The 18779-nt window shown below is 35.2% G+C and carries 11 protein-coding genes; 7 read left to right on the top strand and 4 right to left on the bottom strand.

The window, feature by feature from the left end:
- A partial coding sequence (locus PQF83_RS19905; RefSeq protein ID WP_272792310.1) for an LPXTG cell wall anchor domain-containing protein occupies positions 1 to 1819 on the top strand: 1819 nt, incomplete at its 5' end.
- Positions 1820 to 1911: 92 nt separating this feature from the next.
- On the opposite strand, the gene PQF83_RS19900 is transcribed toward PQF83_RS19905, so the two are convergent.
- Positions 1912 to 2376, bottom strand: a complete 465-nt coding sequence (locus PQF83_RS19900; RefSeq protein WP_000955011.1) for a hypothetical protein — start codon at positions 2374 to 2376, stop codon at positions 1912 to 1914.
- Positions 2377 to 2528: 152 nt separating this feature from the next.
- On the opposite strand from PQF83_RS19900, the gene PQF83_RS19895 reads away from it, so the two are divergent.
- Positions 2529 to 4043 carry a SulP family inorganic anion transporter gene (locus PQF83_RS19895; RefSeq protein WP_001996803.1) on the top strand — a complete coding sequence of 505 codons (1515 nt, stop codon included), beginning with the start codon at positions 2529 to 2531 and terminating at the stop codon, positions 4041 to 4043.
- Between the two features lie 196 nt (positions 4044 to 4239).
- Entirely contained in the window at positions 4240 to 4611 is a 372-nt protein-coding gene (locus PQF83_RS19890; RefSeq protein WP_000278023.1) for a hypothetical protein, read from the top strand.
- A 101-nt stretch (positions 4612 to 4712) separates the two neighbouring features.
- On the opposite strand, the gene PQF83_RS19885 is transcribed toward PQF83_RS19890, so the two are convergent.
- Positions 4713 to 5594, bottom strand: coding sequence for an accessory Sec system S-layer assembly protein (locus tag PQF83_RS19885; protein WP_000948197.1), 882 nt, complete (start codon positions 5592 to 5594; stop codon positions 4713 to 4715).
- 14 nt (positions 5595 to 5608) lie between these two features.
- Positions 5609 to 7975 carry an accessory Sec system translocase SecA2 gene (secA2, locus tag PQF83_RS19880; RefSeq protein ID WP_000935184.1) on the bottom strand — a complete coding sequence of 789 codons (2367 nt, stop codon included), beginning with the start codon at positions 7973 to 7975 and terminating at the stop codon, positions 5609 to 5611.
- Positions 7976 to 8257: 282 nt separating this feature from the next.
- Here secA2 and PQF83_RS19875 point away from each other — a divergent pair, with 282 nt between their 5' ends.
- The 4 genes from PQF83_RS19875 to PQF83_RS19860 all read left to right on the top strand — a co-directional run bounded on the left by PQF83_RS19875 (position 8258) and on the right by PQF83_RS19860 (position 17481).
- The gene (locus PQF83_RS19875; RefSeq protein WP_001060183.1) at positions 8258 to 9778 is read left to right on the top strand and encodes a putative polysaccharide biosynthesis protein; all 1521 of its coding nucleotides are present in this window, start codon (positions 8258 to 8260) and stop codon (positions 9776 to 9778) included.
- A 141-nt stretch (positions 9779 to 9919) separates the two neighbouring features.
- Positions 9920 to 11023: a polysaccharide pyruvyl transferase CsaB gene (gene csaB / locus PQF83_RS19870; protein WP_001241608.1), complete on the top strand. Its 1104-nt coding sequence runs from the start codon at positions 9920 to 9922 to the stop codon at positions 11021 to 11023.
- Between the two features lie 678 nt (positions 11024 to 11701).
- Positions 11702 to 14200 carry an S-layer homology domain-containing protein gene (locus PQF83_RS19865; RefSeq protein WP_001140745.1) on the top strand — a complete coding sequence of 833 codons (2499 nt, stop codon included), beginning with the start codon at positions 11702 to 11704 and terminating at the stop codon, positions 14198 to 14200.
- A 701-nt stretch (positions 14201 to 14901) separates the two neighbouring features.
- Positions 14902 to 17481, top strand: a complete 2580-nt coding sequence (locus PQF83_RS19860; protein WP_001140724.1) for an S-layer homology domain-containing protein — start codon at positions 14902 to 14904, stop codon at positions 17479 to 17481.
- Between the two features lie 95 nt (positions 17482 to 17576).
- On the opposite strand, the gene patB1 is transcribed toward PQF83_RS19860, so the two are convergent.
- Positions 17577 to 18767, bottom strand: coding sequence for a secondary cell wall polysaccharide O-acetyltransferase PatB1 (patB1, locus tag PQF83_RS19855; RefSeq protein ID WP_000733026.1), 1191 nt, complete (start codon positions 18765 to 18767; stop codon positions 17577 to 17579).
- Positions 18768 to 18779 lie beyond the last annotated feature (12 nt).

Below are 18779 nucleotides of genomic sequence, written 5' to 3'. Positions count from 1 at the left end.
ACCGGAGATCTGGGTAAAACCAGTGGAAGAAGAAAATAAAGAAGAAACAACAGAAGACTTGAAAGAGTTAGAAAAACCGGAAGAACCAAAGGTAACAGAAGAGCCAAATGTGCTAGAGAAGCCAGAGGTAAAAGAAAAGCCGGAGATCTGGGTAAAACCAGTGGAAGAAGAAAATAAAGAAGAAACAACAGAGGAACTAGAAGACTTAGAAAAACCGGAAGAGCCAAAGGTAACGGAAGAGCCGAATGTGCTAGAGAAGCCAGAGGTAACAGAAAAACCGGAGATCTGGGTGAAACCGATTGAAGAAGAAGTTGAAGAAGAAACAACAGAGGAACTAGAAGACTTAGAAAAACCGGAAGAACCAAAGGTAACGGAAGAGCCGAATGTGCTAGAGAAACCAGAGGTAACAGAAAAACCGGAGATCTGGGTAAAACCGATTGAAGAAGAAGTTGAAGAAGAAACAACAGAGGAACTAGAAGACTTAGAAAAACCGGAAGAACCAAAGGTAACGGAAGAGCCGAATGTGCTAGAGAAGCCAGAGGTAAAAGAAAAGCCGGAAATCTGGGTGAAACCAGAGGAAGAAGAAAATAAAGAAGAAACAACAGAAGACTTGAAAGAGTTAGAAAAACCGGAAGAGCCAAAGGTAACGGAAGAGCCGAATGTGCTAGAAAAACCAGAGGTAAAAGAAAAGCCGGAAATCTGGGTAAAACCAGTGGAAGAAGAAGTTGGAGAAGAAACAACAGAAGACTTGAAAGAGTTAGAAAAACCGGAAGAACCAAAGGTAACGGAAGAGCCGAATGTGCTAGAAAAACCAGAGGTAACAGAAAAGCCGGAGATCTGGGTGAAACCAGAGGAAGAAGAAAATAAAGAAGAAACAACAGAAGAACTAGAAGACTTAGAAAAACCGGAAGAACCAAAGGTAACGGAAGAGCCGAATGTGCTAGAAAAACCAGAGGTAAAAGAAAAGCCGGAAATCTGGGTGAAACCGATTGAAGAAGAAAATAAAGAAGAAACAACGGAGGAACTAGAAGAGTTAGAAAAACCGGAAGAGCCAAAGGTAACGGAAGAGCCGAATGTGCTAGAGAAGCCAGAGGTAAAAGAGAAGCCGGAGATCTGGGTGAAACCGATTGAGGAAGAAAATAAAGAAGAAACAACAGAGGAACTAGAAGACTTAGAAAAACCGGAAGAACCAAAGGTAACGGAAGAGCCGAATGTGCTAGAGAAGCCAGAGGTAACAGAAAAGCCGGAGATCTGGGTAAACCTAGAGGAAGAAGAAAATAAAGAAGGAACAACAGAAGAAACAACAGAAGAAATAGAAGATTTAATAAAACCGGAAGAGCCAAAGGTGACAGAAGAGCCAAATGTGCTAGAGAAACCAGAGGTAACAGAAAAGCCGGAGATCTGGGTAAACCTAGAGGAAGAAGAAAATAAAGAAGGAACAACAGAAGAAACAACAGAAGAAATAGAAGATTTAATAAAACCGGAAGAACCAAATGTGACAGAAGAGCCAAATGTGTTAGAGAAGCCGGAGGTAACAGAAAAACCGGAAACTTGGGAGAATCTAGAGGAAGAAAAAAATAAAGAAGAAACGGCAGAAGATCTGAATGTACTAGAAAAACGAGAAGTAAAAGAGCAACAAGAAGTTTCAAACAAATCTGATGCTCAAGGTGAATTAGAAGTACCATCTAGTAAAGAAAGTGATAAGCAATCAAAATTACTTCCTCAAACAGGTGGAACAGCAACTGAATCTACTTCTATCCTTGCAGGTATGCTCGCATTAATTTTAGGAGCGAGGGTGTTTAGACGCTCAAAAAAATAATGAACGTCAGAGTATAAATAAGGTACTTATGTTTTTAGTTCGGAAACAGATGGATAGAAAAAAGCGGAGACGATAAGTCTCCGCTTTTTATATTATTTACGTGAAAACCCTTCTTCATCAAGGTATTCCGCAGCTTCTGGATAAGAGTTAAATGTACCGTCTAAATTTACACCAGCGTACACGTTCCACATATCGTCCTCTGAGATAAGAGTAAGGATATGACCGTCTTCGTTCTGCCATTCTTCTTCTTTCGCAGGTTCTGCAGGAATTACTATTTCTTCTTGTGAAAGTAATTCAATTGATTGCTCGATTACTGAGCGTAATTCATCTGCTGAAAATTCGCGGATGTTAACCATACCTTTATCATCCGTTTTGTAACCTTTAATGCCACTTGCATATACAAAGCCGTTTCCATTTGGATGTAAGTGGTAAACAACGTTCTTTTTATCTAAACGACTTTCTTCAAAGTGAAAGTTCACGCGTTTTAATGATACGTTTTTTCTTTCTAATTCTGGGAAAGATTCAATAATTGATAATTTTTCTTCAAAAGTTAGCATAGTGCCTCCAAATATATAATAAAAGATTTAATTTATCCATTATAGCATAGTTATAATGGTTTCCAAAGATGCGATAGGTACTTATAATTGAATGCGTTTACGTCACGATACTGTAAAAAGTGGACTAACGAATGTATCTTTTTAGGTGTACAATGGAACGTGGACTTAATGTGAAGGTGGTTATTTATATGTTTCAAAAAATAGCAAAGGAATGTTTAGCTGGTTTTACTGTTGCAATTGTTGCGTTGCCACTTGCCATTGCATTTGGTATTGCTGCAACGGGAACATCTGAGGGAGCACTAGTCGGATTGTATGGTGCAATTTTTGCAGGTTTATTTGCGGCGTTATTTGGTGGTACACCTGGGCAGGTTACAGGGCCAACTGGACCAATTACGGTTATCGCAACAGGGGTTATTGCGACGCACGGATTAGAGGCGAGTTTTATAGCATTTATGATGGCGGGACTATTTCAAATTTTATTCGGTGTATGTAAGCTTGGCTCGTACGTTCGTTACATTCCGTATCCCGTCGTTTCAGGATTTATGAACGGTATCGCATTAATTATTATTTTAGGTGAAATGAAACATGTGCAAAATAGTTTTCTACTCGTCGTATTAACGATTATTGTCATGATTGTTTCAGGAAAGTGGATTAAGGCAATCCCATCTAGTTTAGTCGCATTAGTAGGTGTGACAGCTATGCTTCCTTTATTTTCTTCTGCGTTAGAAGGGCTTACAGTGAGGTTACCGGTTATCGGAAATTTGTCATTAAATAAGGTGATTGAAAAGATTGGGACGATTCCAGAAGCGATGCCAACGCTTCATATTCCATCTTTAAGTGGAACAGGCGTAGCAGAACTTGTTTTACCAGCGCTTAGTATTGCTTTATTAGGATCGATTGACTCGTTGTTAACATCGGTCGTAATGGATAACGTGACGGGGACACGTCATAAAAGTAATAAAGAACTTGTCGGACAAGGTATCGGTAATATGATGAGCGGATTGTTTGGCGGATTAGCAGGGGCAGGTGCAACTGTACGATCTATCGTTAATATAAGAAGTGGCGGTAAAACGGCGCTTTCAGCAAGTATGCATAGTGTTATATTATTTATTTTCATTATGGGACTTGGATCAGTCGTGCAATACATTCCGCTTGCTGTATTATCAGGTATTTTAATTTTAACTGGTATTGGCATGTTTGATTGGGAAAGCATGAAGAAAATGCATGTAGCGCCAAAGGGTGATGTCGTTGTTATGCTCGTAACGATGATTGTCACAGTGAAGTTTGATTTAATGATCGCTGTTGGCTTCGGAATTCTTCTTTCCTTCATTATATACATGGTGAAATGTAAAGAACGTAAATCTTCTATTGTAAAAGAAAAAGAAGCGACATATAAAATTAAAGGCCCACTTTCGTTTTTAACAGTGGATCGTGTTTTTTATGCTTTACAAGACGTAAAATCTCCGGTTGTTTTACGTATGAAAGATGCACGCTATATGGATGTATCAGGAGCTATGGCGTTATTGAATTTCATTGAGCAGTCGGATAAATCAGGATTGAGTGTAACGCTAGAGCAAGTACCTGCTCATATTAAAAAGACGTTAGTAGTGATGGCGAGTAATGAGCAGAAAGATAAATTACTATTTGTAAAAACGGAAACTATATGAAGAAACACCCTTATATAAGGGTGTTTTTGTTGTTTGTAACATCTTTATATAAAGATGTTATGTGTATGTTGACATTTATTCCTCTTAGCAGTATAGTAACATTCTAGATTAGGTATGTGATATTATAGTAATGTATATGAATTTTGAGATTCCTTTTTTGTCAGAAGGAAGAGCTTTAAGCTGGAGGGAATAATTGATGTACAAACAGTTACCACACGGAGTGAAGATTGGGATTACACGCTCAATTGTTGTTTCTTTTGAGAAGTATATGAAAGAAATTGAATGGAACGAAGAAAAGTTTGATATGCAACAATTTGTTGAACAGTGGAAACAGTATTTATACACAAAATCAACTTGGATCAATAAAGTAGATGACGAGTTGAAAGGACATCCAGATTTCCATCAAGCGTTAGCAATGAAAGTAAATGAAAAAATTAACGAGCTTATTAATGAAAAACCGAGCGAAGAACAAGTGGAGCAATTAAAAAGAAATAAAGTAAAGCATGCAGATGAAATGTGCAAATTAGAAGCTGAATATCATATTGAACGTTTATTCGTAACGAAATAAATTTTACATAAAGAAAAAGCCTGTCCAAAGAGGTGTGATGACCATCTTTTTGAGCAGGCTTTTTGTATGAAAAAAAGTAAGAGAGGCGAGCTTCTCTATGATTAGTCCTGTGGTACAAGTGCCTTCCAAGAAGATAGGTCCATATCTTCTTTTAATATAGATGAAGCAGGGAAGACAAATGACCACGGTTTTGTAGTGTTCGCTTTAATTTCAAGGTTCGGTAATGTGAAAGCGCCTTTAACAACAACTGCACCTGTGGCATCTTCAATATGAAGAGGAAGTTGCTCTAGTTGAATGTTGTCTTTACAACCGTTACGAATAAGAAGCGTTGTATGTAAATCGCCGTTTTCTTTTCGTGCAGCTTGCAGACCTAGGAAGTTAATTTCACCATCATTTGGAGGTGTTAAATTGTCTACGAAATTACGTAAAGCTTCTTTGCTTGCTTCAGGTAACTGAGCTTCCCAAGATGGATCTAAATCTAATACATGCTTACTTTCAAGTTCGAACGCTAATTCCCAATCCGTTTGCGATAATTCAGCATCTGTAATTGTTTCTTGCTCAAATGTAAAGATAAACGGCATATTTACATTTGCAGGAATATCTCCTAATGCAGAAAGGTTGAATGTTTTTCGTGCGCATAATTTTTTCTCTTTATTTAGAAGAATTAATGTAACTTCTTCGAAAGAAATTGGTTTCGGAACAGTGCTGCGAATAAATACAGCTACGTCATAACCGTTATCACGCTTTTCAATCTCAATTCCAGATAAAGAAATTTGATATTCTTCTAAACGTGGTAGTTCTTTATGTAAAAATTGATAAATGTATTTTTGTTCTTGTCCTACTGCACCCCAGCTAGGGTGGAAGTAAAGCGTTGGTTTTACAGTTTTATTTTCAGTATGTGTGCTTTCTTGTCCGAATAGTTGATTACTAGAGACAGTCGTATCTTTTCCGTTTTTCTTAGCTTTTTTTAGGAATGATAACATAATCTTTCACCTCGTTATTGTACGTTTTCAGGAACACCTAAATGTCTTGCAACATAGCGGCACATTTCTTTTTCGAAATTACCATATGTGTATAAAAAGATATCTAAAGCTTCTTTTTGATAAAGACGAGTAGGGTCTTCTTGTTGATATTGTCTTAGTCCGATGCCTTCTTTTAAGTGGGTCATTGCATCTAAGTGATTGACCCAGTTCTGATCTAGGAAATGAAGGGCAACATATCGTAGCGACTGTTGTAAATCAGTATGGCTATCTAGCTCATTTACGCGCTCTTTATAAAGAGATAATGTTTCTTTCAAAACGGATTGTAAATCTTCCGGTGAATGTACATTATTTGCTGATAATGATGGCATATTTTCTACTGATAAAATTTCGTTTAGACTTGCTGTTAAACTAGCAAAATCCCATTCTTCTGGAAGCATACCTTCTACAAGATATTGCTTAGAAATGGCTTCTACAGCATGATCAATCATTGGAATAATAATTTCAATCATATTTGTATCTTCTTGTAATAAGTTATTACGTAATTTATAAATAACGTTACGTTGGTCATTTATTACATCGTCTAACTTTAAATTGTACTCACGCATGGAGAAATGGCTACCTTCACAAATTAATTGTGTACGGTTTACAAAATCATGGACTTTAGAAGTTAGAATAAGTCCTGTTTCATCTGTTTTCAGTGATTTCATTAATTTCTCGACTTCTTCTTGTGCGAAACGTTTTAGCATTTCATCTTCTAAAGAAAGGAAGAATTGAGAGCTACCTGGGTCACCTTGGCGACCAGCACGACCTTTTAGCTGATTGTCAACGCGTCGCGATTCATGGCGTTCTGTCCCGATTACATGTAATCCACCAAGTTCGTGAACACCCTCACCTAGTAAAATATCAGTACCTCGTCCGGCCATATTCGTCGCAATTGTAATTTGCCCTTTTTGTCCAGCAGTTGCGATTAAATCAGCTTCTTGTTCTGCGCTTTTTGCATTTAATAATTGATATGTAATATTTGCTTCATCTAAGTAACGGGCAACGGTTTCTGATTGTAAAATAGACATTGTCCCAATTAAAATCGGGCGTCCTTGTTTATTGTGCTTTAGAACATCTTCACGTACAGCTTTATATTTTGCATCGGCTGTTACGTATACGACGTCTTTTTTGTCTTCACGAATGATTGGACGATTTGTCGGAATCGGCATAACTTCCATGTTATATACACGGTTAAATTCTTTTTCTTCCGTTTTTGCTGTACCTGTCATACCAGATAGTGCTGGATACATACGGAAGAAGTTTTGAATTGTAATGGATGCTTGTGTTTGATTTTCTTCTGTGATTTCTAAGCCTTCTTTTGCTTCAAGAGCTTGGTGTAAACCATCACTTAAAGAGCGACCATCCATAACGCGGCCCGTGAAAATATCTACAAGTAGAATTTTTTCATCGTGTACAATATAGTCAACATCACATTGGAAAGCGACATGAGCTCGTAATGCTTGAATCATATAATGATATAAAGTTTGATGCTCTAAATCATATAGGTTATCGATATCAAATAAATCTTCTATTTTTGTAATACCGTCTTCTGTAAAACTAGCAGATTTCGTTTCTGCATCGTATGTGTAATGAAGAGTATCTTGGAATGATTTAATAACTTTTGCACATAAATAGTGTAAATCAGAGCTGCTTGATTTTTTACCGGCGATAATAAGAGGCGTCTTCGCTTCATCAATTAAAACGCTATCAATCTCATCGATAATAGCAAAATGATAAGGACGTTGCACCTGCTCATCTTTTGAAGCAGCCATATTATCACGTAGATAGTCAAAGCCAAATTCTGTTCCAATACCGTATGTAATATCAGCTTCGTAAGCAAGTTTCTTTTCGGCAGGATCGATTTGAGGAATATTTAATCCAACCTTTAAACCTAGAAATTCATGAACTTGGCCAATTAATTCTTTATCTCGTTTTGCTAAATAGTCGTTTACAGTAATAACGTGAACGCCTTTTCCTTCAAGAGCACGTACGTATGTTGGAAGAGAAGAAACTAATGTTTTTCCTTCACCAGTTGGCATCTCTGCAATATTACCTTCTAATAGTACAAGGCCACCAATTAACTGTACATCGTAGTGACGTAATCCAAGTACACGTTTTGCTGCTTCACGTACAACAGCGAACGCTTCAACTTTTATATCATCCACTGTTTTTCCGTCACGAAGCATGTTTTTAAATGTGATCGTTTTATGACGCAATTCTTCATCAGATAAATCAGATAGTTTTTCTTCCAGATTATTAATTTCTTGAACAAGTTGTTCATACTTTTTTAGTTTTCTCTTCTGAGAATCTCCTAACAGCTTTTTTACCGAATTCAGCATGTTGTAAACACTCCTCTTACTGACAATAGCTACATTATAGCACATGTTTATCCCGAATAAGTAGAAGTAGTAAATTGAAGAAATAACTGGATATAAATAAGGCGTTAGTGTACATACTATATTTAAAACATAGAAAGAAAGAGAGTATTCAATGTATAAGAAATTTGGTATGATAGCTAAATGAGATAAAGTGAAATTTTTCAAAAAAGAGAAGAATATAGCTATCTCGTTTTATATTGTAATATGTATGGAAATTATATATTGAAAGAAAAGAGCTAGAAGATGAATAATAAGTTTGTGAAAGGCGCTGCGATTTTAACGATTACAACGTTTCTATCGAAAGTGTTGGGAAGTTTTTTTCAAATCCCATTACAAAATATAGCAGGAGATGAAGTACTGGGGATTTTTCGCCTTGTTTTTCCTGTGTATATGATAGCTTTAACTTTATCAGTAGCGGGAGTACCGCTAGCTATATCAAAATTAATCGCTGAACTTCATGAGAAGAATGACGAGAACGGAATTGCCAAACTATTTACTTCAGCATCTATTATTGGAGTAATATTTGGAGTGCTTGGATTTTCAGTTATTATGATTGGATCAAGTATGTTTGCAAATATGCTTGGTGGACAAGATACAAGACTTCCATTAATCGTAACTTCGTTTGCGTTATTAATCGCACCATATATGGCGGTATATCGAGGATATTTCCAAGGTTTTGGAGATATGATTCCTACCGGGGTGTCACAAGTAATTGAGCAGTTCATTCGTGTTTTCTTTATGTTAGCAATTGCATTTTTATTTGTATATTGGAATAAAGAGAGTGATGTTGTAACAGGCGGCGCAATGATTGGTTCTTGCCTTGGAGTAATTACGTCACTTATCTATTTGAGAATGAAGTATGTAAAAAGTATATATCGTTATAAAAGTAATACATATTCACTACAAGATTTTAAAGATAATGCAAAAAAGATACTTCAGGTCTCGATTCCAATTGCAGTTGGAGCATTATCGATGCCGGTGTTAAATTTAGTTGATTCTGTAACGATTCCACATATGTTGCATGAATCCACTACAACGATTCAAGAACAATTTGGTATATATAGTCGTGGATTTGCGTTTACACAATTAATTGTCGTGTTTGCAAGTGCGATGATATTTCCGTTAATCCCTTTGTTAACGGCTGCATTAACAAAGAAGGATGTAGCGTTAGCAAAACAAACAATTGAACGAACAAATGAGCTTGCCCATGTTTTAACAACGCCGATAACAATCTGGCTCATGGCACTTGCAGTCCCGTTAAATGTTGGATTGTTTACAGATGCGAAAGGGAGCGGAATGTTAGCTATTTTAATTGGTAGTTCGTATTTCACATCACTTATGGTATTATCAATAGGAATTTTGCAAGGAATTAACCGTTCTAAGCAAGCGGCGTGGATAGTTGTTGGAGCGAGTTTTGTAAAAGTCATATTAAATATAGTACTTGTAAGTCAATTTGGCATAACTGGTGCGGCTTATAGTACACTTATCATATATATCATGATTTGTATCGTAAATTATATATACATTCGAAAAGAATTGGCTTATTCGATTCGAATGGGTAGATTTTTTGCTGTAATTGGAGTATCGAGTATAGTAGGTATAGGATTATATTTCACATCTACGTTCATAAATGTGGTAGATTCTAGACTTATTGCAATAATATATAGCGGTGTAGCGTTTTGTGTGGCCTTGTTTATATATGGCATATGCGCATTAAAGTTGAACTGGATATCCAAAAAGCAAATTCCATTTTTACGTAAGTAAATTTATCCATAAATGAGTATGGCTATTTATATGTTTGGGAAAGAAATCAATTTAAAGTTATCCAACTTTTCTTATTAAAGAGTTGATAGCGATTTGTTGAATGACAAAAAGTTGATTGCGAAATGTTGGAGGAGATTAAGAGTGCGGTTAGTTTTATCAGGATATTATGGTTTTTATAATGTTGGGGACGAAGCAATTTTGCAATCAATTATTAAAGCGCTACATGAAGAGGATCCTACTCTTGAGCTTGTTGTACTTTCGAATGACCCCGACTATACAAGAAAAATGTACGGTGTAGAGGCAGTAAATCGCTGGGATATAAGAGCAATTTATAAGGAAATAAAGAGAAGTAATGGCTTAATTAGCGGAGGAGGAAGCCTCCTTCAAGATAAAACGAGTATTAAAAGTATTTTGTACTATACGGGTATTATGCGAATTGCTCGTTTTTTGAAGAAGCCGTATTATATTTATGCGCAAGGAATTGGTCCAATTACGAAAAGACAAAATCGTTTATTAGTGAAATGGCAAGTATCAAAAGCGGAATATATATCAGTTCGTGATGAAGATTCATTTTTGTATTTAAAAGAAATTGGTATTAAGAAGGATATCGAACTAGTTCCAGATCCAGTATTGGCATGTCAACCAGAAGGAATGAAGTCGGAGTGGTTGCAAAAACATGCGATTCAAGGGAAAGTAATTGCAGTTAGTGTGAGGTATTGGGACGCGAAAGAAGATTATATGAAGAAGCTAGCAGATACGCTGAAAAAATTTAAGCGTGATGGATACCATATTTTATTCGTACCAATGCATGGACCATTTGATCAAAATGCATCACGCGATATTATTAATTTAATGGGAGAAGAAGCTCATATGCTTCCGTATAAGCTCGATATTCATGAGAAAATTTCAATTTTGTCGGAATGTTCGCTTCTAATCGGTATGAGACTGCATGCACTCATACTATCTGCGGTTGCTAATATTCCTATGGTCGGTATTTCATATGATCCAAAGATCGATTCATTTTTACAACAAGTAAATCAGCCGATTATCGGAAACGTAGATGGTGATTGGACGTCTGAAACTTTGTATAATGTCGCAACGAAGCAATTAGAACAAAAAGAATATGTACAAGAAACATTGGAACAAAGAGTAGAAGAATTACGAGAGCAAATTTCAACAGCGTCTCGATACATCATAAGTGACTTGAATTCAAAAGAGTTCAAAAAAAGAGGAATGGGATCTTAATTTAAGAGGACATCCTCTTTTTTATTTTTTGAAAAAGAAAATGTCGAAAGAAAAAATAAATTTGTAGAAAAATGTCGAATTACGCAAGTGATTGTAAATGTATGCTCATAAAGAAAGAAGTTTGAGAGATAAGATGTATGTTTAAAAATCCTAACATTAATATATATTGAATGTTTGTATTTAACGTTTTATTTAGTAAATGATAAAAAAATAGGTATGGTAATTTTGGGGAATCTGATGGTAATAAAAATGTCGAATCATAGAAAAATAAGTTGTCGATTAATGTCGTAATATCTTTATAGTTAAATATTGAAATTGGAAACGTTTTTCTGTTATAGTTGTAAATGGTTATAAGAAGATTGTTATAAATGTAATTCAGACGCGTTTTTCTATTCATTTAAAATATTCAGATTTCGCAATCTGGATTCTTTAAAACAAAAGTCGAAAAAACGATCGTTTCGAATTGTGAAAATTCACTTTTTTTGTCGAATTTAAGGTTTTAAATTAGATGAAAAGAGTGTATGATTTCTTTATGATATCTTTAATACGGGATATTCTATTATTCTGTATAAGGAATAATTTAACCACATTTATATCTACTAGTTTCAAAAATAAATAGAATATCTATTTAAAACATTATGTAACTAGTATTACATTCCTAAGGAGGAAATATATAAAATGGCAAAGACTAACTCTTACAAAAAAGTAATCGCAGGTACAATGACAGCAGCAATGGTAGCAGGTGTTGTATCTCCAGTAGCAGCAGCAGGTAAAACATTCCCAGACGTAGATGGTCACTGGTCTAAAGAATCAGTTTACTACCTAGTAGAAAAAGGCGCTATCGCAGGTAACGACGATGGTACATTCGCTCCTGATCGTGAAATCACTCGTGCAGAAGCAGCTACAATGATGGCTAAAATTTTAAACTTACCAATCGAAAAAGGTGCTAAACCATCTTACGCTGATTCTCAAAACCACTGGGCTTCTGCAATCATCGCAGCAGTTGAAAAAGCTGGCGTTGTTCAAGGTAAAGGCGACGGCACATTCGATCCAGACGGAAAAATCGACCGCGTTTCTATGGCATCTCTTCTTGTAGAAGCTTATAAATTAGATACTAAAGTAAACGGTCCTTTAGAAACTAAATTCGATGATTTAAAAGATAGCTGGGGTAAAGATAAAGCTAACATCCTAGTTAAATTAGGAATCTCTGTAGGTACTGGCGACAAATGGGAGCCAAATAAATCTGTAACGAAAGCAGAAGCAGCTCAATTTATTGCTAAAACTGACAAGCAGTTCGGACAAAAAGAAGAAGCTAAAGTTGAGTCTATTAAAGCAGTAAATGCTAAAGAAATCGAAGTTAAATTCGGTACTGAAGTTAAAGATTTAGCCGAGTTAAAAGAAAATAAGTCTGCTAACTTCTCAGTAGTAGAAGGTTCAAAAGAACTTGAAATTGAAAAAGTTGAGTTAAGCAAAGATAAAAAATCAGCAACTATTACATTAAAAAATGCACTTGTAAATAAACAAGCTTATGTTGCACATGTTAAAGATGTTAAATCTGTAGATGGAAAAGACATTCCAAAAGCATTAGAAGTAATCTTCTTTAACGATGAAGTAGCTCCAACTGTATCTACAGTATCTACTCCAGATGGAAATGTTAAAGTTGTATTCAGTGAAAAATTAAGTGGAGATGAAGTTACTGTTGTAATTAACGGTAAACAAATCAAAGCTACGCCTGCTGGCAATGCAGTTACATTAACAAAAGCTCAAGTTGAAGATGTAGTTAAAAATGGCGAAGCATTTAACGTAATCGTGACTGGCGCTACAGATTTAGCTGGTAACAAAATGGAAATGTACGAAGGTAAAGCTACGTACAAAGTAGAAAAAGATGTTACAGCTCCAGAAGTTAAAGATATTAAAGTGAAAGAACTTGTTGGTGGAAAAGCTACTTTAGAAGTAACATTCTCAGAAGAGCTTATTAAAGATGGTCAAGGTAAAGTAGTAGTTAAGAAAGATGGAAAAGTACTACCTAACACGGAAATCGCACTTACTGACGATCAAACAAAAGCACTTGTAACAGTGCCAGCTGCTCTTACAGAAAAAGAAACATCTGTAAACCTTACAGTTGAATTTACTGCTTACAAAGATTTAGCTAACAACGTAGGTCAAAAAGTATCTAAAGAAGTAAAAGTTACAAAAGATGTTGTAGCTCCTAACTTCGTAAAAGTTGTAGCAGAAAAAGATCAAAAGGCTACATTTACATTTGATAAAGAAGTAAATGTTGACACAGCTAAATTTGATAAATCAGTTGTTCGTATCATTAATCAAGATACAAGCGAAGATGTAACAACAAAAGTGACTGTAGAAGCTGCGAAAGATAATAAAAAAGGTATCACTGTAACATTCCCAGCTGCAGGTAACTATAAAGTTTCTGCTTCAAAAGGATTTATTCAAGATACAGCTGGTAATAATTCAGCAGCATTTACTGCAGATGTAAAAATTGAGAAAAACAAAGAAGAAGAAGTAGTAGTTGATAAAGTAGCTCCAAAGGTAACAGAAAAAGCATTCAATAAGGCTGAAAATACTATTACAGTGAAATTTGATAAAGTAGTAAAAGGTGGCCAAGGTGCAGAATCAGCTGCTAACGTAAACAACTACACATTAGCAGGAGCTAAATTACCAGAAGGTACACTAATCACTTTATCTGGTGATACTGCTACAATCGAATTACCAAAAACATTCACTTTCGAAAAATCAGAAACAGTGAAATTTACAGTAGCTAATGTTGCAAATGCATCTGGTGTGAAAATGGGTACAACAAACCTATTATTAGAAGTTAAAGATACAAAAGCTCCTGAATTTAAATCAGCTAAAGTTACAAATGTAGAGAAAAAAGAAGTAACTCTTACATTCTCTGAAGCTGTAAAAGTTGATGCAACTGATCTTGTATTTGACTTAAATGGTGTGCCATTTACGGTAGCGGCAGACTCTGCTAAAGCAGCAAAAGAAACTGCTTCTAAAGAAGTAGTACTTAAGTTAGAAACTGCAGAGAATGTTAACTTTGCAACTGGTACATTAACTCTTAAAGCTAAAGAACTTAAAGATAATGCAACTTTAAATACAGTTGACACAGAAAATAACAAACTTGTTGCTTTCAAACCAGTAACAGTAACTCGCTAATTGAAATTTATTTCAATAGAAAGAGCCCACAACATGTGGGCTCTTTTTTTATATAAAATGAGCTCTGCAAAATAAATCATATTTTGCAGATTAGTAGTTAGCTATATTGAGAAACAAATCAAAAGCGCTTTCAAAAATAGAAGAATACCTCATTGATATGTAAATTTTTTGTAAATTAACACCTTTTTCTGTTAAAAAAACATTCGAAAAGAAGAAAATAATGTCGAAATGAAATAGTTTCAGTCGAATGTAGTCTGAAAATTGTATTTATTGTAAAAAATATTTAGATGCTGAAGTGGAAATATGTGCTATAATTCCAATTGTGTATTCGATATGAAAAATATACGAAGCGCATTGAGAGTGGTTTATAGGAAAACAGTTTATTCATTTCTATATTTAAGTATTATTGATATCTTAATAGTACGATAAAAAGACAGAATTATCAGAATGTGTCGAATTTTCTTTTGAGAAAGTTCTTGATAACGAATGGTTTTGTATAGTATGATGAACTTGTTTCAGAAAATGGTATTTAAACCTTATATTTACATCTAACGGTTTGTATCATTTTTTATGTGAACTACTTTTCATTATAGTGTTTTTGTTTATGTTTTTATTGTTTTATGGCTTTTCTAACTAGCTAGTTTTCAAATTTAATATGATGTGAAACTAGTAGCATATTCCTGAAGGAGGAAATTTATAAAATGGCAAAGACTAACTCTTACAAAAAAGTAATCGCAGGTACAATGACAGCAGCAATGGTAGCAGGTGTTGTATCTCCAGTAGCAGCAGCAGGTAAATCATTCCCAGACGTTCCAGCTGGACATTGGGCAGAAGAATCTATTAACTACTTAGTAGATAAAGGTGCAATTGTAGGTAAGCCAGATGGTACATATGGTCCAACCGAATCAATCGATCGTGCTTCTGCAGCTGTAATCTTCACTAAAATTTTAAATTTACCAGTTGATGAAAATGCTCAACCTTCTTTCAAAGATGCTAAAAATACATGGGCTGCTAAATATATCGCAGCAGTTGAAAAAGCTGGTATCGTTAAAGGTGACGGCAAAGAAAACTTCTATCCAGAAGGAAAGATTGACCGTGCTTCATTTGCTTCTATGTTAGTAAGTGCTTATAACTTAAAAGATAAAGTTAATGGCGAGTTAGTTACAACATTTGATGATTTAAGAAAACATTGGGGTGAAGAAAAAGCAAACATCCTAATTAACCTTGGAATCTCTGTAGGTACTGGTACGAAATGGGAGCCAAATAAAACTGTAACTCGTGCAGAAGCAGCTCAATTTATCGCATTAACAGATAAAAAGTATGGTAAAAAAGATAATGCACAAGCATATGTAACAGATGTGAAAATTTCTGAACCAGCGAAATTAACATTAACAGGTACTGGTTTAGATAAACTTTCTGCTGATGATGTAACTCTTGAAGGAGATAAAGCTGTTGCGATTGAAGCAAGTGCTGATGGTACTTCTGCTGTAGTAACACTTGGTGGCAAAGTAGCTCCTAATAAAGACTTAAGCATTAAAGTTAAAAATCAATCATTCGTAGCGAAATTCGTATACGAAGTGAAAAAATTAGCTGTAGAAAAACTTACATTTGATGATGATCGTGCTGGTCAAGCAATTGTCTTCAAATTAAACGACGAAAAAGGTAACGCTGATGTTGAGTACTTAAACTTAGCAAACCATGACGTCAAATTTGTAGCAAATAACTTAGACGGTTCACCAGCAAACATTTTTGAGGGTGGAAAGTCAACTTCTTCTACAGGTAAACTTGGTGTTGGCCTTTCTCACGGTGATTACAAAGTAGAGGTTCAAGTTACAAAACGCGGTGGTTTAACTGTTTCTAACACTGGTATTATTTCAGTGAAAAACCTTGATACACCAGCTTCTGCAATTAAGAGTACTGTATTTGCGGTAGATGCAGATAAAAACGGTGTAGTATACGGTAATACATTGACTGGAAAAGACTTCAAACTAAACAGCCAAACGTTAGTGGTTGGTGAAAAAGCACAAATCCATAACGTAGTTGCTACAATCGCTGGAGAAGATAAAGTAGTTGATCCAAACTCAATTAGCATTAAATCTTCAAACAGCGGTATTATCTCTGTAGTAAACAACTACATTACAGCTGAAGCTGCTGGTGAAGCTACACTTACTATTAAAGTAGGCGACGTTACAAAAGACGTTAAATTCAAAGTAACGACTGGTTCTCGTACGTTAAAATCAGTAAAAGCTAATCCAGATAAATTACAAGTTGTTCAAAATAAAGAGTTACCTGTTACTTTCGTAACAACTGACCAATATGGCGATCCATTTGGTGCTAACACAGCTGCAATTAAAGAGGTTCTTCCAAAAACTGGCGTAGTGAAAAAATTAGATGTAACAACAACTGATGCTGGCTCAATCGGTACAAAAACAATTGGTGTTACAGGTAATGAAGTAGGCGAAGGTACAGTTCACTTCCAAAATGCTAACGGTGAAACTTTAGGTTCATTATATGTGAACGTAACAGAAGGTAACGTTGCATTCAAAAACTTCGAACTTGTATCTAAAGTAGGTAAATACGGTGAATCACCTGATTCAAAACTTGACTTAAATGTGGCTAACACAGTTGAGTATCAATTATCTAAGTACACTTCAGATCGCGTATATTCTGATCCTGAAAACTTAGAAGGTTATGAAGTTGAGTCTAAAAATCCAGCAGTAGCTACAGCTGAAATTGTTGGAAATAAAGTTGTTGTTAAAGGTTTAAAACCAGGTAAAGTTGATATCCACTTAACGAAAAATGGTGCAACTGCTGGTAAAGCGACATTAGAAATCGTTCAAGAGAAAATCGCTATTAAATCTGTAGACTTCAAACCAGTTCAAACAGAAAACTTCGTTGAGAAGAAAATTAACATCGGTACTGTATTAGAACTTGAGAAGAGTAACCTTGATGATATCGTAAAAGGTATTAACTTAACAAAAGAAACACAACATAAAGTACGTGTTGTGAAGTCTGGCAAAGATAAAGGAACTCTTTACCTTGATACAAATGGTAATGCTCATTATGACATCTTTGACCAAAAACTTGGCGATGTAACAGTAACAGCATCAAGTGATTCAGTATTCAACAACTTTAAAGCAGATATTTATGATGCTTTAACTACGAAGTACACTGACAAAGGTACATTAGTATTCAAAGTATTAGGCGATAAGAATGTTGTAACAAGTGAAATTGGTTCACAAGCAGTACAAGTGAACGTTCTTAACAATCCAAATCTATAAGTCGATTATAGATAAAGTAAAAAATCAGTGGGGATTCATCCCCGCTGATTTTTTAATAGAAAGAAGGCTCTTGTAAATTTACAAGAGCCTTCTTTCTATTTCTTAAACTTAAACATATCCCCACTCAAATTCGAATCACTATACACGAACAATACCATGTTAATGTTGTTGTCTTGAATGTATTGATATACATCTTTTTCGTGATAGTGACGCAGGTCGAGGATAGATGTGTGTTTGAAACTTTGTGCTAAGTGTGGCACGATTGCGTTTGCGAATGAGTCTTTTAGGACTAGGGCGCGTACTTCATTTTGTGCATTGTTATTTTCGATGACGATTTCTGGATAGTCATCTGTGTAATAACCTGCGTATGATGTTGTATCTTTTTGTTTTTCTACGCCGTATATTTCATCTAAGTTTTGGTGAATAGTACCTTGCACATCTTTTGCGGTTACGCTTGTGAAGTTGAAACCGTCTTTCGGTGTGTAGTAGCATAATTTTTCACCATTGGCATCGATGAGTTGGTATAGTTGGTTGTTAAAACTTCCAACTAAATGTTTATTTTGCGCACATGTCCGAGTGTAGTCTTCTTTTTTTATTTCTTTTCCTTTATATATAGAAGATTGTTGCCCAATTGTGTTCATTATATATTGGTAACCTAAGAAGGCACCGTCCATATTCCAATGATGATCTGTTTTGAAATACATGTCTTGTATTTCTTCGTTTGTATAGTTCTGTTTAAAGTGTTCCATCAGTTTTATTGGCTTTACGTCTGCTGGAAGCTTCTTTAGAAAGTAATTTAAATTTTCCTGTGCATATGTGTGAATATGAGAAGGTAATTTAAATGATAATGCATTCGTTTTTGACGGTGGTAAAGCAAAGTAAAACTCAACGTTTTGTTCTTTTAAAAACTGAGACAAATCGTTTATAGCAGGCATGGATTGGTCAATTTCATTATATTTTTTTGTCCACGCCGGGTTTTTCAGGAGCCATTTATCATCAGTTAAAATAATGTCGTTAATGAGAGATTTGCCCATATTAATTTGAGCAATCGTATAGTTTTTAATAAGCTCATCTCGTCCAATTAGTTGATCATTAGTGTATGTTTCGAAATCTTTAAAGAAGCTACCAGTTAGGAGAGCTTCTTTCGTAAGTGCTGGTTTTTGAGCGAGCGGCCGATTTTCAACTGGTGAAATGTCTCGGTCTGTTTTGAGTAACGATAATATGCCAAATGAAAAGATAATGGTGATAAAACCGATAAACAGGATGAGGTTCCCCAATTTTTTCATAATAACGTTTCC

It is taken from the genome of Bacillus sp. FF-1, from assembly GCF_028548245.1.
Lineage (GTDB): Bacteria > Bacillota > Bacilli > Bacillales > Bacillaceae_G > Bacillus_A > Bacillus_A paranthracis.
This window is presented reverse-complemented; position numbering and strand designations above follow the sequence as displayed.

Bases quoted from the DNA above. Each gene is read 5' to 3' on its own strand.
- PQF83_RS19895 (WP_001996803.1), top strand. From the start codon at position 2,529: ATGGAACGTGGACTTAATGTGAAGGTGGTTATTTATATGTTTCAAAAA.
- PQF83_RS19865 (WP_001140745.1), top strand. From the start codon at position 11,702: ATGGCAAAGACTAACTCTTACAAAAAAGTAATCGCAGGTACAATGACA.
- patB1 (WP_000733026.1), bottom strand. From the start codon at position 18,767: ATGAAAAAATTGGGGAACCTCATCCTGTTTATCGGTTTTATCACCATT.
- PQF83_RS19900 (WP_000955011.1), bottom strand. From the start codon at position 2,376: ATGCTAACTTTTGAAGAAAAATTATCAATTATTGAATCTTTCCCAGAA.
- secA2 (WP_000935184.1), bottom strand. From the start codon at position 7,975: ATGCTGAATTCGGTAAAAAAGCTGTTAGGAGATTCTCAGAAGAGAAAA.
- PQF83_RS19885 (WP_000948197.1), bottom strand. From the start codon at position 5,594: ATGTTATCATTCCTAAAAAAAGCTAAGAAAAACGGAAAAGATACGACT.
- PQF83_RS19860 (WP_001140724.1), top strand. From the start codon at position 14,902: ATGGCAAAGACTAACTCTTACAAAAAAGTAATCGCAGGTACAATGACA.
- PQF83_RS19875 (WP_001060183.1), top strand. From the start codon at position 8,258: ATGAATAATAAGTTTGTGAAAGGCGCTGCGATTTTAACGATTACAACG.
- PQF83_RS19890 (WP_000278023.1), top strand. From the start codon at position 4,240: ATGTACAAACAGTTACCACACGGAGTGAAGATTGGGATTACACGCTCA.